This is a genomic window from Lacunimicrobium album (assembly GCF_052161635.1).
GTDB lineage: Bacteria > Planctomycetota > Planctomycetia > Planctomycetales > Planctomycetaceae > SXPC01.
Window position 1 is genome coordinate 3,553,599 of sequence record NZ_CP197413.1, and the last position, 15,393, is coordinate 3,568,991.

A 15,393-nucleotide genomic window follows, 5' to 3' on the forward strand; every position below is an offset into this window, starting at 1 on the left:
AAGTAGAAAGGGATCACTCCTTTCAAGACTTCATGACTCGGTGTTCTCTGTGACTTCTGGAGCAAAGTCTTACAGATTCTGCCAACCCTATTCTAGATTCTCCCAGTGACGGATCTGGCTGCATTTGTCGAGGAATGTCTTCACGTCGCCTGCGTTACTGATTTTGATCAGTTGTGGGCTGGCTTTTTGTGTGTCGACGTTTTGCTCGATCAATGGAGTTGATGGTTCCACATAGCCGATGAACTTGTGGTGATTGGCAGCGTCGGTAATAAAGCTGCGAGCAGCCGGGTTGCTCATGAGATCTTTGGCGCCGTCGGCCGTGGTGAGAACGACGATGGCATCGAAGAGAACGGAAGGACCACCGTCAATTTTCTCATCGACTTTATACAACGTGCCATCACTCCCTTTCACGCCGCCAATTTTAGGAGCCACGATCTTCATCGTTGCACCTGCGTCTTTGAGGGACTGAGCAACTCCCTTCAAAAGTTCTGCGTCGACACCATCGGAACAGAGGGCTCCGACCATGCGTCCTTTGAAACTCTCTGGACCGTTCTTAAGAATGCTCAACGCCGGCGACGGCTTCAAATCTGTAATCGGCTCTCGAGCGGGCTTAAGAGCTTCGGGCATTTTCTGCAGGCCCAGACCGTCTGCGACTTTCTCAGACAAGCCTTTGTCGATGTTCATCAGGTGGGCAACCATGCGGACACGGATGTCTGACTTTTGAACTTTGCTCAATTCAAAAATCAGCGCATCAGCAATGTGCTGCTGTTCGACGTTCGTCTGAGAAATGTAGAACTGGCGGGCCTGGCTGTAATGATCAGCGAATTTCTTGGAACGTGTTCTTTGCTTGGTTCCTTCGATCTTCTCAGGAAACGACTTGAAGCCTTTCTCTGCTGATTCCCGCGGTCCTGTTCCCCACGAATTCGGCTCGTAGTTTACACGACCTTTCGGGTTGTGAATCGCCATGTGACCATCTTGCTGGAAGTTGCTCACGAGCGCCTTGGCGGCGTTGATGGGAATGTGTGTGAAGTTCGGGCTTCCCAGGCGTTTGAGTTGGGTATCGAGGTAGGAGAAGTTACGAGCCTGCAGCAGAGGGTCGTTGGTGAAGTCGAACCCAGGGACAATGTTCTGGGTGCAGAAAGCGACCTGTTCGGTCTCCGCGAAGAAGTTCTCGACATTACGGTCAAGGACCATGCGGCCGATGATCTGCACAGGAACCTCTTCTTCGGGAATAAGTTTGGTCGCATCCAGAATATCGAACGGGAATTTGTCAGCGTAAGCGTCATCAAAGACTTGGACACCGAGTTCCCACTCGGGGAAGTCCCCTTTTTCGATCGAGTTCCAGAGGTCTCTGCGGTGGTAATCGGGATCGGCTCCATTGATTTTGACGGCTTCGTCCCAAAGGACCGACTGGAGCCCCTGTTTGGGTTTCCAGTGGAATTTGACGTAATGCGATTTTCCCTCTTCATTGATGAAGCGGAAGGAGTGAACGCCGAAGCCTTCCATGAATCGGAACGAGCGAGGAATCGTGCGGTCGGACATGATCCACATGACCATGTGCATCGATTCCGGGGTCAGCGAAATGAAGTCCCAGAAGTTGTCGTGAGCGGTTTGAGCTTGGGGAAAGCCGCGGTCTGGTTCGTCTTTGGCAGCATGAACAAGGTCAGGAAACTTGATCGCGTCTTGAATAAAGAAGACAGGGATGTTGTTGCCAACCAGATCCCAGTTACCTGTTTTAGTATAGAACTTGGTCGCAAACCCACGGACGTCGCGCGCGAGGTCGGGGGAGCCTTTGTTACCTGCGACAGTTGAGAAGCGGACGAAAACGGGGGTCTTTTCCCCAACGCGCTGGAAGATGTCAGCAGAGGTCAGTTCGGGAATCGCTTTGGTGGTTTCAAAGTAACCGTGGGCACCAAAGCCCCGGGCATGCACGACCCGTTCAGGAATGCGTTCGTGATCGAAGTGGAAGAGTTTTTCCCGCAGGTGAGTATCTTCGAGCAGCGTCCCGCCACGTTCTCCGGCTTTGAGCGAATTCTGATCATCGCCGACCGGCATCCCTTGCTGGGTCGTCATGACGGGAAGATCTCCCGTCGCCTGCTGGTGAAGCTCACCACCCTCGCCAATCACTGTTTTCGGCTGAGTCGGCTGATCAGCCGGTTTATTCATGGCCTCCGAACGTGTGTTCTGGGCGTTGAGCGTTGGAGAGACAACGGACATCAATAATAGAGCGAGAATCGACCAGCGAGCTTGGCGGATCATTGAACATTCCTTTCACGCAGTGAGATGCTGAGACGGAAATGAACTTGAGAAAATTGCGGACCAAACAGGAAGAATGTGGAAAGAGGGGATGAAGTGGCGGTTAGTGATTGATGGGGGGGAGTCGTGAGGGGTGGCGGTGGGCAAATCGCATATCACAGTATTGAATTTGTGAGATCAAATTTTGACCTTGAGAAAACTGAGACATCACGCTTAGGATAAGTGAACAGAAGAATAATCCCGTGCCAAGAATGGCGAGAACTTGAGATGAGTGTTTCTACAAAAATTCAATGGTGTGATTCTACATGCAACCCAACGATGGGATGCGATGGGTGCGAACTCTGGTCGAAGACGGTCAAGAAGTGCTACGCAGGGACACTTCACGTTCGGTTTGGAGGGACGACGACGGGCTATGCCAAGACATTTGATGACGTGACGCTATATCCCGGCCGAATGGCGGATGCTGCGAGATGGACAGACTTACGTGGCAAGCGACGAGCACAAAAACCATGGCTGGATGGGATGCCACGGCTGATCTTTGTCTCGGACATGTCTGACGCGTTATCAAAGGCGGTCACATTTGAATTCCTGAAAAAGGAGGTCATTGATGTAACCACTTCTGCACTTGGAGCCCGTCACCAATGGCTTTGGTTGACAAAGCGGCCTGAGCGGATGGCGAAGTTTTCTCAATGGCTACAGGAGAATGGGATCCCCTGGCCAAGAAATCTTTGGGCCGGAACCAGTGTCACAAGTCAGAAAACATTAAAGCGAATCCAAAGCCTTTCAGAGGTGGGAGATGAAAGGACGATTCGTTTTCTTTCCGTTGAACCTCAGCATGAGCAGATTGATCTTCGAGAGCATCTATCGTCCATCCGCTGGGTTATTCAGGGCGGAGAGTCAGGCGCGAGAGCTTCAGCGTTTGAGCTGAACTGGGCGAGAACTCTGATTTCGACGTGCCAGCAAGAAGGCGTGTCTTATTTCCTCAAGCAGTTGGGAAGCCATCCAGTTGAGAATGGTGAGAGAATTGACTTCCAGGATTCACATGCTGGTGATTGGGCAGAGTGGGAAGAGGAGATGAGAGTAAGGGAGTTTCCAAAACTCATCGAAAAACAACTCGCGAAAGCAATTTAGGGCGATGGCAAAACAAGATCCAAACTCAAAGCATTGGCAGTCATACACAAACATCCAAAAAGTAAAACATGATCTGATTCGGAATTACCTCAACGGATGGTTGCCCAAGATGACTCTTGGAGCAACCGGCGCGAAGCAACTACTTTATATTGACACCCACGCAGGTCGTGGCCGCTACGATGGTGGATCAATTGGTTCGCCTGTAGTTGCACTCAATTCACTTTTGAATCACATCGCACGTGACAAAATTCTGGTGAAATGCAAGGTTACTTTTATCTTCCTTGAGAAGGACTCGGGTAACCTCGAACAATTGAATCATGAGATATCAAAGACTAATCTCCCTAAAAACCTCGAAATCGAAACAGCAGGCGAAGACAGCTTCGATTTCATCTCCAAAATTTTGGATCGTATCGCTTCCGAAAATAAGGTACTCCCCCCTTCGTTCACATTCATCGATCCTTTTGGATTCAAGATACCGGGTTCACTAATTAAGCGCCTTTTGGCAATGCCTCAATCAGAGGTTATGGTCAACATGATGTGGCGCGAGATCGACATGGAAATCTCGCAGGCGCTGAAGAATCCTGAGTCAAAGTATGTTGAGACATTAGATTTGGTCTTTGCTGGAACCGACTGGCGTTCGATCAATTCACCCGACAGAGAATTGAGAGCAGATCAGTGCGCCAATCTCCTACATCAAGTCAGCGAGGCAAAGTGGAGTACGATTTTTCGAATGAAGGAACGAAATCAGTGCCGATACTTTCTGCAGCACTTCACGAGACATGATGCAGGTCGCGACCTGATCAAGAATTGCATGTGGAAATCGTCTCCAAGCGGAGGCTTTTATGCGAGTAAATCAACTCACCCTGAGCAACAGCTACTAATTGATTATGCTGGGCCAGTTAACGAAGTGAAATCGTGGCTTTTACAGGAACTCGATAAGCCACGAACATGGGAATTTCTCGTTGAGGCGACTCGTCAAGAATTGTGGCTTGAGTCGCATCTGACATCTGCTTGTCAAGAACTTTTCGACGAGAAGCAAATTGAAACCAACACCGGAAAACAGAAGTTCGTAAAGAGTGAGAACCCCACCCTCCGTAAATGCCGCAGTCTTTTTGGATAGGCCTGAAAGGAATGAGCAAGACCATTTCTATTGAACTGTCAGACGAGCATCACGAGTTTGTAACCTGGCTGATGTTTGAAAGAAAACTCGAAAGCCCACAGGAAGTGATCATCGATGCGATCGATAATGAGTTGATTCGGTATCAGGAAGCAAAATTTGAAAAGGTCATTCAGCAGATCAAAGAGGGAATGGAAGCACCAGCCTCCGATTTCATCGAGTTCGATATTGAGCAGATCCTTGATGAGTTGGCAAAAGAGAATCGCGATGAGAACGCATGAAAAAAGCCCTCGGGGTTAGCGAGGGCTTTTTGTTTGGTTGGGAGCTGTCAGTTAATCAAACAACTTCGCTCAGGTCCGCTCCACCGACTGGATCGGCGCCGGTCGCTTCCGCCATGAGTGGCAGGAGGGAGTCGACGAAGCCCTTCAGGTGGTTACTGCGGGTGTGGTGTTGGAGTTTTCGGAGGGCTTTGGATTCAATCTGGCGGATACGCTCGCGGGTGACCTTGAAGATCCGGCCGGTTTCTTCCAGCGTGTAGCTGTAGCCATCGCCCAGACCGTAACGGAGTTTGATGATCTCGCGTTCGCGGTAGGTGAGGGACTTCAGAACGTGATTGATCTTGTCGCGAAGCATCTGCTGCATCGCGGAATCAGCCGGGGTCGATTCGCCATTGTCCTGCAGGAAGTCGCCGAAGGAAGAGTCTTCCGACTCGCCAACAGGCGTATCCAGAGAGACCGGGTGTTTCCAGGTCTTCATGATCCGTTCGGTCTCTTCAACGGAGAGGCCGACGGCTTCGGCGAGTTCTTCGTTGGTCGGGTCGCGACCGGTCTGTTGGCGGATCGCCTCGGACTTGGCTTTGAGTGTGGAGATCGACTGGAACATGTGGACGGGAATACGGATTGTCCGCGCGTGATCCGCGACAGCTCGCGTGATGGCCTGGCGAATCCACCAAGTAGCATAGGTCGAGAACTTGTAACCACGACGGTATTCGTATTTCTCGACGCCCCGCATCAGACCGGCGTTGCCTTCCTGGATCAGGTCGAGGAAGGAGAGACCGCGGTTACGATATTTCTTGGCGATCGAGACGACCAGGCGCAGGTTACCGCCGGAGAGGCGTTGCTTGGCTTCGGTCCAGGCGTCGAAACGAGAGCGGATCTCGCGTTGACGAGCCTGAAAGTCTTGAGCTGACTCGAGGGTCATCTGGACGAGTTCATCGAGTTCGCGTCGCATGAGGGCGACTTCATTGGCGGCAGTCGGGCGTCGTTTGAGACGCTCGATATCGCGTTCGAGTTCACCCATGCGAGCAGCGATCTGCTCGACGCGCTTCATGATCGGCTGGAGACGCTGCGTACGGAGAGAAAGCTCTTCGCAAAGAGTCGCCATCTTGCGTCGACGGACGATCATGCGCTGCTGAATGGCTTTCGTTTCAGCGGCATCACACTCGCCCGAGCGAAGCATTTCGAAATCGTCCTGGCTGTCCTGCATGAGCAGACGCAGCGTCTTCAGATTGGGCACCATGCGGCCGAGAATCTGGTCTTTCTGGACGTTCTCCGTATCAGAGGTTCGCAGGGTCCGCTCGAATGGGAGTTCGCCCGAGGCAACTTTTTCGTAGGTTTCGACAGCTTGACGGATCGCGAAGTCCGACTCCATGACTTTGCGACGAAATCGCTTGCGGGTCAGTTCGATCCGCTTGGCCAGGAAGATTTCGTCTTCACGAGTCAGCAGAGGAATGTTTCCCATCTGCGAGAGATACATGCGAATCGGGTCGCGAGAAGACGAGGCCGATTCGGCTGCTGCATGCGAAGCAACCGAACTGGTATCTTCGTCGTCTTCTTCAATATACTCGTGGCGTTCGGTGGTCTGCTTTTTGGTCCGGCGTTCTTCTTCGCGTTTCTTTTGAGCTTCCGGATCATCCTTGATCGAAAGTCCCACTTCTTCGAGAGCGTAAACGATTTGATCGATAAGGGTCTGATCGCCCCCTTCATCGGGCAAAAAGCGGTCGATTGCCTGGTACGAGAGGTAGCCTTTTTTCTGAGCCGAGACGATTAACGCTTGAATTTCGAGATTATAAAATCTCACTTGAGATACCCCTTCCAAGTAAAGATGCCTCCGTGCACAAATGCTTCAGTCAGTCGGTTTGAGTCGGCGTAATGCGATGACTTGAGTCGAACCGTTTGAGGCTGAAGAATTTGTCGGTGTCATATCCAATAAACCCAAAGCCGATAGATTTGGCAATCAACTGACCACCAAATCGAAAAGAAAGTGGGAAGTTCCTCAAGTTCGGTTGAAAAGTAGCCGAGGTCCTGAGTGGGATGACTTGTAAATTATTACGATTAAAGAGCTTACAACGGCCTGTCATGATGCATTGCGCACCGGCAGACAGTCGTCGAAGCGGTCGTTCAGGAAATCAATAAACGCGACAGGAAATGAATCGCGGGCATAGACGGACGAGCCATCCGTCGAGCAAGGAAATTCAGGCGGACGCTAGTGGTCTGCCTGGCCGAAGCGGACGTCCTTGTCGCGAAAAATCGGTCAGATGATGGCATTGGATGCTCACTGGTGACGGGCTGTTCTCCGTGGTGGAGCATTGAATCCTGACGCCCTGTCTGAGCAAATTCCCCAAGCAGCAGACATGTCATTGCCTGGCGCAAGCTGGTCCCCATGAGAAGAGTCCTTTCTACCGGGTGAGAACCGTAATGGTGAACATCACGGTACACAGGACTTGAGAGAATTGCCAATCAAAATCTGATTTTTTTCGTATTTCCACTCCTCGCCTGACGACCAGTTGATCGGTGACCGAGCGGCATGTTCATAACAACACACGACTCACCGGCGTATCGACTCAAATGACTCACCAGCCGGAACCCGATCAGGAACATCGAGCGTCCTGCCGACGGGAGTGATTCTTCGCAGCCGGGACAGGACAGACAAGGTGGCAGGGGACAGCGAATTGTGTGATTTTGGTGAATTCAAGGTGGGCAGACGTCACAAGCGGACGACGGAATCAGGACAAAAACAGCGTCGTTTCTTACGACCTTTCAGGACGAATCTGCCAGCAATCAGTTCGGGAGTCTATTGTCTTTGCGGTTGTGACGTTTTAATGTAGACAACGATTGATTCGATGGATTGATGAGCGACGGAGAGGTCGTTGGTACGTGGCAGACCGAGGGACGGCGGTGCTGCGTTGGAGTGACCAACTGTTTCGAGAACAACAAAGGAAGATCATGACTCAGGCAGAAACTGAAGCTGCGAACCAGGCCGTAAAGGGACTAAAAGGGGTCGTCGCTGCAGACACCCAGATCTGTGACGTCAACGGGACCACTGGTCAGCTGGTTTATCGCGGGTATACGATCGATGACCTGGCCGTGAACAGCAACTTTGAAGAGGTGAGCTACCTGCTCCTGAAAGGTTCGCTGCCGACCTCCTCTCAACTGGCAGAATTCAAGAAAACGGTCACGGCTCAGTTCGCCCTCCCCTCGGAAGTCATTGAACTCATCAAGGCCCATGCCAAAGACGCCCATCCGATGGCGATGCTGCGGACAGCGGTTTCACTGCTGGGGGTCCTCGATAAGACCTCCGAGGAACATGGCGTCGACGATTTCTACCAGCAGTCACTGAGCCTGATTGCCAAGATCAGCACGATCACGGCTGCCATTCGCCGTGCGAGAGACGGCAAAGACCCGATTGCTCCAGATGCTTCGCTGAGCTTTGCGGAAAACGTCATGTATATGCTCAATGGCAAGAAGCCAACGCCAGACGAAGCCAAGTCGATGGATCTGATTTTGATCGTCCACGCAGAACACGGGCTCAATGCCAGTACGTTCTCCGGTCGCGTCATTGCAGCCACGCTGACAGACCTTTACTCGTCGATCACAGGTGCGATTGGTGCCTTGAAGGGACCACTCCACGGCGGTGCCAATACCGCTGTCCTGGAGAGCCTGCAGGAGATTGGCAGCGTCGATAAGATTTCCGGGTGGATCCAGAACGTCAAGGAGAAAAAGGGCAAGTTCATGGGTTTCGGTCACGCTGTCTATACGACAGAAGACCCACGAGCCAAGCACCTCAAGTCCCTGTCTCAGAAACTCGGCAAAGAGCAAGGCGATACGACGCTGTACGACATCTCGGTCGAACTCGAGAAACAAGTCACCGCGCTCATCAAGAAGAACTGCAACGTCGACTTCTACTCCGCCTCGCTGCAGCACTACATGGGCATCCCCGGCGACATGTTCACCTGCATCTTCGCCGCCAGCCGCATCGTGGGATGGTGCGCTCACGTCATGGAGCAGATCGCCGACAACAAGATTATCCGCCCGCAGTCACACTATGTCGGGCCGGAAGACCTGAAATACGTTCCCATCTCACAACGCAGCTAAGCGATTGAGAATTGCTTCAACAAAAACACTACAGAGCCGGTTGGCGTTGTGGTGTTTTTTTGTTGCGCGGAGAGAGCAAAGAGATTCACCAACAAGGCTCACATCCGCCAGCACCGGCAACGAAGCGTAACCCAAACAGCTCTCGTGTGATCACAAGAACAACAGCATTTAATACTCATGGCCAAGATTGGTTCTCAACACCTTTTCACAGAATCAGCAAGTGATATATGCAACCATTTCTAGGTATGACAATAGAAAAATACGATCAGTTGGAAGAAGGCTTAAAAAATTGGACCAATTTTGGAGGCGGACCACCTTATGATCAAGTTGGCATATTCGAACTCTTTTGTTGCTGTATTTCAAACATGCAAAGCCATTTGCATGATGACGTGCTTCTTGAGTTAGGAGAAACATTAACATCCGACGAGCGACACTTTTTAACCAAATTGCTTAGCTCTCCACCCGAATCCGATTCTACCAAATGAGCTCTGTTGGAAACGGTTCTGATTCCTTTTGATTAACAAAGCCGGAGTAGCCGGATAGGGCGGGTCAAGGCCTTGCACGACCCACCGCAGATTCTAAGCAGGCTCGATCGTCTCCAAGACCTTCAAAGAAGACTTTTCGCTCGACCAACTCAACAACCGGGCGGCCTACTACCGCGACTCCAACGGCGACGGGCAGGGTAGCATGCCCGCCCGGTCAAAATTTCCGCGTGCCATGCTTGCAGCTTTGGGGGCAAGCATGCGAATCCACCACAATCAGCTGCCGCCATCACAACTCCGACTCAAAACAAACCCATCACACCGCCGCACCCTCACTGCAACCCGCTACTAAGACCACGCCCCCAGCCAGAACCAGGTCCTGAAAGAACGCCTCGGCTGCAACTCCAGCGCCGAGCACCAGTAAACCTGGAACCTAAGCGGCATCGACAGTCTGCTGATGAGCAAGCACGATACCAACACGGCGGGGTGCGAAAGACGCGGCTTTTTTCTAGCGCGGAGAGAGAAATTGACGACGTCTGGTGGGGAATGTTAGAGTGATTAGACACGTGTATATTGTTCTGGATTGGACGAAATGCGATGGAAGACTTCAACAAGTTCCTGCGGACGAGGAACTCGTTTTCGATGAACAGCGAGCGATGGGCTCGTATTCAGCAGTCGCCTGGCTGGGTGCGGGATTCGTTTATCGGGGTTGATCATTTTTCGGAGCCGGACGGGTCTCTGGAAGTGGTTGAGTACATGCTGGCCCGGTCATGCTGGGATGGTCAGAAACGCGATGAGTTTCAATTGTCGCTGCTGCTGGACTGTGGACGGGCGGAATCGGCGAAGGTTGATTATGGGGGAGGGAGCTATCATCGGCCGGCGATTGGAGGGCAGTTCATGATGTCGGACATTACGACGGTCAACAAGATTCAGGGGGATGGGCCGTTTCACTCCATTGCGGTGATTTTTTCGCGGGAGCAGTTTCTCTCGCAGGTGGGGGAGTTCACGGACGATGTGATCCCGACGCTGGAGCCTCTGCTGACGAGATCGTTTCGGGATGATGTGCTGGAGGTGATGATCAAGGGGCTGGTGAATTCTTATCGGAAGGGAGAGTCGGATCGGCGGGTGAATCTCGATTCGCGTCTGCGGGATATCAGTTTGCGTCTGGTGCAGCTGGCGGGAAATGCGCGGGCAGGTCTTGATAACGGGGAGCGGCTTATGTCGGTGGAGATTCAGAAGGTGGTGGAGCATGTGAAGGCGAATGTGACGAGTGATCTGGGGGTGGAAGATCTGGCGAAGGAGGCGGGACTCAGTTCGGGACATTTCCGAAGGTTGTTTCGCCAGACGACGGGGATGTCTCCGAAGCAATATCTGACTTTGGCGCGGATTGAGATGGCGAAGCGGTTGTTGCGAGAGAGTCGCGCGCCGGTGGCGGAGATTGCAGAGCAGTGCGGGTTTTCGAGTCGGTCGCATCTCCATGCGGAATTTCGTCGGCTGCTGGCGATCAATCCGCATGAGTACCGAAAAAATCGATGAAATCCTGCTCAGGAATTGTGCAGTGGTGGGGTGGTGCGGCGGTGGGCTGCGCGCGTTTTCTGAACAGTTCGGGAGAGTGACGGGCGAGAGCTGAATCACCGACAATGCCACATCCTGTTTGAAGATCTCTACTTGTGGCGACCTGGGTGCTGGGCAACTGGTCGGTGAAGGAACAGTAGTTGCGGACTCTACTGTGAAATTGCTTATTATCTTTCGCACATTGTTTTGGATTGGGAGTCATTGATGAGACGCCGGGGATTTACGTTGATTGAACTGTTGGTTGTGATCGCGATCATTGCGACGCTAGTGGCGATTTTGTTGCCAGCGGTGCAGCAGGCTCGGGAGGCAGCTCGTCGGACAACGTGTAAGAATAATCTCAAGCAGATCGGGATCGCGGTTCACAACTATCATGATGTGAATCAAATGTTGCCGGTCAATTCGCCCGGGACACGTCCGGCGGGTGCAAACATATCGATCCTGCCTTATCTGGAGCAGTCGGCCGTTTATGACCTGTATGACATGAACAAGACAGTTTCGGATCCGGTTCAGGCCGTGCTGAAGGACAAGATGCCGAAGGTCTATCTTTGTCCTTCGACACCTGAGGGCGGAACGCCTGTGGGGATCAGTGGCTTTCAGACTTCAGACTACGCATGGGTCACCTTTTCGAAGGGGGCGTTAACTGCAACCGGGTTTGGCCTGAAGCCCTCAACGTTTATGACGCCGTCCAAGAATTTCGCGAAGGTGACGGATGGGTTGTCGAACACGCTGTTTGTGTATGAATCAGCAGGGAGGACAAAAATGCGTTACTACGACACGGAGATGTCGCAGGCTTATATGGACAGTAAAAATTGGGGAAATCTGGGCAATTCGACGAAGTACGCGGGCTGGATCAGATCGTGGGGCTGGGGGCTGATCGGCATCTCTTATTTGATGGACTCTGCTGATCCGACGGGAGTGCAACCTCAGTCAATTCCGACGGGCCCAGTGATGAATGTCACCAACGACATGAGCAGTCCGTATGGATTCCACCAGGGCGGGATCACGATTCTGATGGGTGATGGAGCAGTACGATTTATTTCGGAGAACATCGATCAGACGACAGCAACGAACCTGTCACAGCATGATGACGGAAATGTTCTGGGAGAATTCTAGTGAGATGGAATTGCGTGAAATTTGATAGGTCGCGGTCGTGGTCCCTGGCAGGAATGCTGGCGGTGGTATTGCTGTCCGGCTGTGGTCATGAGGGCTGGAAAGCGAAAACGTATGCGACTCGCGGGATGGTGATCATCAATGGGTCGCCTGCGGAGAATGTGATTGTGATGTTTCATTCTCAAGGGGAGCCGACGGATGTGCGTCAGTCGGTGCCCTACGGTCTGACGAGCGCCGATGGGGCCTTTGAGATGACGACTTACGAAAAGGGGGATGGAGTTCCTGCGGGCGAGTATGGTTTGACGCTGTACTGGCCGATGGGGAAAGGAAATTCGCCTGATCGTCTGGCGGGGGCTTATTTGGATCCTACCAACCCGATGATGACAGTGACGATTGAAAAGAAGAGCAACGAGTTGCCGCCGATTAAGCTTTCGGGTGTGAAGTTGCTCAAGGCTGGTGCTGCTCCGGCTGAGGGGGAGGATGACTGGAAGAGGCAGATTCAGCAGTAGACGCAGGCTGGGATAGCTGCTTTGAGCGCATCCCAGCAAATGTGACTATCTCCAAACTCAAGCTGGGATACGTCCAAGGTAACTATCCCAGAGAAATCAATGGGGTCAGGACTAATTGTTGCACGCCGTGAGACCACTGAATATCCTTTCCCAATACCCAGATCCCCGCGAATCGATGAAGCCGGTGCCTTGTAACAGCACAGAAACGAAACGCCGGGAGCTGAGGCTTGGGTGTCCGCAACGCCCGGGGCGGTTGGGCCCGTCGTCAATGCTGCGTGCCCGAAGCTGACCGAGAGTGCGACAAGACGAGGGAAGAGAGCCAAATGAGTCCTGACCCCTTTGATCTAGTCAGTCTCCTATAGGAGGCTCTGGAGCAGACATTCGTGCACTTGTTGTTGTAAAATGTAAAGACACAATTTCAGTCTTTCATTTTAATTCACAGGATGATCCATTTTTGACCCTACTAGGAACGGACTGGAATGGTTGTGAAGCGGTAGTTTATGGAGGCCGACAGGACGAATTCGCATCACGATGCATTCATGATGATGCACAACATGCATTGTGTGCTTTTAACATTAAGGTTCTTACTACTCGCCCTGGACACGGTTGTGGATTCAATCATGATGGCACAATCTATGAAGTCAAATAGAATTGTCTTTTATGCGTTCGTCGGAATTGTTGTTTTCGCTGCACTTTTTTGGTTACATGGCGTGAAAAAGGCCAAGGAGATCGCGAAACGCTCTGTCGTCAAGGGACAGCTTCGATACCTTGCGGAAGTGTTTAAGGGATATGAGAAAAAATTTAGCCATCCTATAATTATAGATGCATCTGAGAGGAATATTTCCTGGCGTACACTTGCGTGCATGTATGTCGAAACTGGCTCGAATTTCGACCAAGAGGTCTCTGTTGCAACAAGAGCGATGTTAGTTGAGTCGCAGGTAAGCGATTCACAAACCGACTTTTCCTGTATCGAGTCAAAATGTGTAAGCTGTATTCATCTCGTGCTTTTCCATGGTAAAAAAGGACCAGACTATTTCTTTGCATACTTGCCTTCAGTCCGTGTTTATTGGAAGTCAAAGGAAACCTTATCGGAACGGGATCTACAGGATATTTTATCGGAAAATGATTGTAATGTTTATTTTTATAACTCTAACGGGCAAGAGGTCTTCTATAAAGAAGAGCAGGCCGGCTTTCAGTTGATCCCTTACACAGCCGAATAGTAGACAACCACTTCTAATCGTGTGCGTTATCGATTATGCTGTCGCGAGGGTATCTGGGAACATTTTTAGTCCGGTAGGCAGGGTGGCATGCTTGCGAGGTCAGAAGTTCCGCGTGCCGTGCTTGCGGCTTTGGGCAAGCATTTTCTTCGGAGTTGTGATCAACGTCATATAAAACGGCTCACTCCGCCTCATTATGATCTTTGTGCGGTCGCTAATCACACGCACAATTCTTCTCTCTCGACAGCCCATCTCCTTCTACCATGAGGGCAAGTAGCCCGATTCTCTGACACCAATCTGAAGGCTCGCCTCACCTTGCCGCTCTACCACTATCAAGCCAGCAACGGTACGGCTTCCCACGCGACCAAAGAAGGTTCGTTTGACGTTCATCAAAAACTCATCCGGCGCACAGGCTTTGAACCGTTCCCATCCCAGGGAGTTTTCTCGTACGATAAGCCACGGAATCGCTCGGCTTACGCGAACGCTCTCAAAACTCAAAGGAGAACAACCATGGGATTTTCACGACGTGAATTGCTGGCTGCGGGTGGAGCGGGATTGTTGTTGCCGGGATGGGCGGGACGTTTGTGGGGGCAGGCGCAGGCGTCGACTTCCATCGTGACGCCGGAGAATGCAGTCAGCGGGTTCCGGTTCGTCCATATGACGGACTGGCATATCCAGCCAGAAAAAGGGGGCGTTGAAGGAGTCGTCAAGGCCCTCCACCGCGTCCAGGAACTGGACATCAAGCCCGACTTCATCCTCACCGGCGGCGATCTCGTCTTCGATTCATTCAAGGCCAGCAGGGATCGCTCCCTTCAGCTCTTCGACCTGTTCAACAAGACCATCAAGGATGAATGCACACTCAAAGTCTATCCATGCATCGGGAACCACGACGTCTATGCCTGGGGCGACCCGACCCGTGCCAATGATCCACTCTTCGGCAAGATGATGGCCAAGGAGAAATTCGAACTCGATAAGACGTATTATGCGTTCAATCACAAGGGGATTCGGTTTTACGTCCTTGATTCCATCGAGCCACGCGAAGACAACAAATACCGCGGCAAGATCCACGGCGAGCAGCTCGAGTGGTTCAAAGCGGACCTGGAAGCGAAGCCTTTGATGCAACCCGCCGTCGTCGTCACACACATCCCGATCTTCACCGTGACCGTCTTCAACGAGTCGACCTACAAAAACAGCTCGTTTGAAATGCAGAACGGCGCGATCTGTGAAGACACGATCATGCTGACCTCGCTGCTCGAAAAACACAACGTCAAGCTCGCCCTCTCAGGGCACATCCACATGCGCGACAACATCCAGATGCGCGGCGTCGAATACATCAACGGCGGAGCCGTCTGCGGCAGCTGGTGGAAGGGGCCGCATCATGGGGTGCAAGAGGGGTTCGGTGTGGTGGATGTCGCGGCGGATGGGACGATGAAGTATGAGTATGTGGATTATGGCTGGGAGGCAGTGGCCGAGGGATGACGATTGCGGGAGCGCGAGAGGAGACCTGAAATGTTCCTGGCTCCTCTCCCACTCACGTGGATTCATCGAGCCTTTAAAAAGCAATAGCTCAACCCTTTCTTTGATTTCCCCGCTGCTTGAGGGATTTGAAACAGGGGCTCCTGA

At 52.1% G+C, this 15,393-nt stretch carries 11 protein-coding genes; 9 read left to right on the forward strand and 2 right to left on the reverse strand.

Features of this window, described 5'->3' with window-relative positions; translation table 11 throughout:
• Positions 1–87: 87 nt before the first annotated feature.
• Complete coding sequence (locus tag SH248x_RS14160) at positions 88–2,166, reverse strand: catalase (protein ID WP_459558617.1); 2,079 nt, start codon at positions 2,164–2,166, stop codon at positions 88–90.
• A gap of 357 nt (positions 2,167–2,523) precedes the next feature.
• Between SH248x_RS14160 and SH248x_RS14165 the strand changes: the two genes are divergently transcribed.
• The 3 genes from SH248x_RS14165 to SH248x_RS14175 are packed head-to-tail and all read left to right on the forward strand — an operon-like array spanning position 2,524 to position 4,785.
• On the forward strand, positions 2,524–3,387 hold the full coding sequence (locus SH248x_RS14165; protein ID WP_459554934.1) for a DUF5131 family protein: 864 nt from the start codon (positions 2,524–2,526) through the stop codon (positions 3,385–3,387).
• Positions 3,388–3,391: 4 nt separating this feature from the next.
• Positions 3,392–4,507 (forward strand): class I SAM-dependent methyltransferase, encoded by a 1,116-nt coding sequence (gene tcmP / locus SH248x_RS14170; RefSeq protein WP_459554935.1) that lies wholly within the window; start codon positions 3,392–3,394, stop codon positions 4,505–4,507.
• 11 nt (positions 4,508–4,518) lie between these two features.
• Positions 4,519–4,785, forward strand: a complete 267-nt coding sequence (locus SH248x_RS14175; protein WP_459554936.1) for a type II toxin-antitoxin system ParD family antitoxin — start codon at positions 4,519–4,521, stop codon at positions 4,783–4,785.
• Positions 4,786–4,840: 55 nt separating this feature from the next.
• Here the strand turns inward: SH248x_RS14175 and SH248x_RS14180 are convergent, their stop codons facing one another.
• Complete coding sequence (locus tag SH248x_RS14180) at positions 4,841–6,583, reverse strand: sigma-70 family RNA polymerase sigma factor (protein WP_459554937.1); 1,743 nt, start codon at positions 6,581–6,583, stop codon at positions 4,841–4,843.
• 1,145 nt (positions 6,584–7,728) lie between these two features.
• On the opposite strand from SH248x_RS14180, the gene SH248x_RS14185 reads away from it, so the two are divergent.
• The 6 genes from SH248x_RS14185 (at position 7,729) to SH248x_RS14210 (ending at position 15,249) form a co-directional block, all read left to right on the forward strand.
• Positions 7,729–8,877: a citrate/2-methylcitrate synthase gene (locus tag SH248x_RS14185; protein WP_459554938.1), complete on the forward strand. Its 1,149-nt coding sequence runs from the start codon at positions 7,729–7,731 to the stop codon at positions 8,875–8,877.
• A 1,079-nt stretch (positions 8,878–9,956) separates the two neighbouring features.
• A complete protein-coding gene (locus SH248x_RS14190) occupies positions 9,957–10,895 on the forward strand; it encodes a helix-turn-helix domain-containing protein (protein WP_459554939.1) in 939 nt (312 codons plus the stop codon).
• 243 nt (positions 10,896–11,138) lie between these two features.
• Positions 11,139–12,047 carry a DUF1559 family PulG-like putative transporter gene (locus SH248x_RS14195; protein WP_459554940.1) on the forward strand — a complete coding sequence of 303 codons (909 nt, stop codon included), beginning with the start codon at positions 11,139–11,141 and terminating at the stop codon, positions 12,045–12,047.
• A gap of 62 nt (positions 12,048–12,109) precedes the next feature.
• Entirely contained in the window at positions 12,110–12,553 is a 444-nt protein-coding gene (locus SH248x_RS14200; protein ID WP_459554941.1) for a hypothetical protein, read from the forward strand.
• A gap of 539 nt (positions 12,554–13,092) precedes the next feature.
• On the forward strand, positions 13,093–13,773 hold the full coding sequence (locus tag SH248x_RS14205; RefSeq protein ID WP_459554942.1) for a hypothetical protein: 681 nt from the start codon (positions 13,093–13,095) through the stop codon (positions 13,771–13,773).
• 507 nt (positions 13,774–14,280) lie between these two features.
• Entirely contained in the window at positions 14,281–15,249 is a 969-nt protein-coding gene (locus SH248x_RS14210; RefSeq protein ID WP_459554943.1) for a metallophosphoesterase family protein, read from the forward strand.
• The last annotated feature ends 144 nt before the right edge of the window (positions 15,250–15,393 follow it).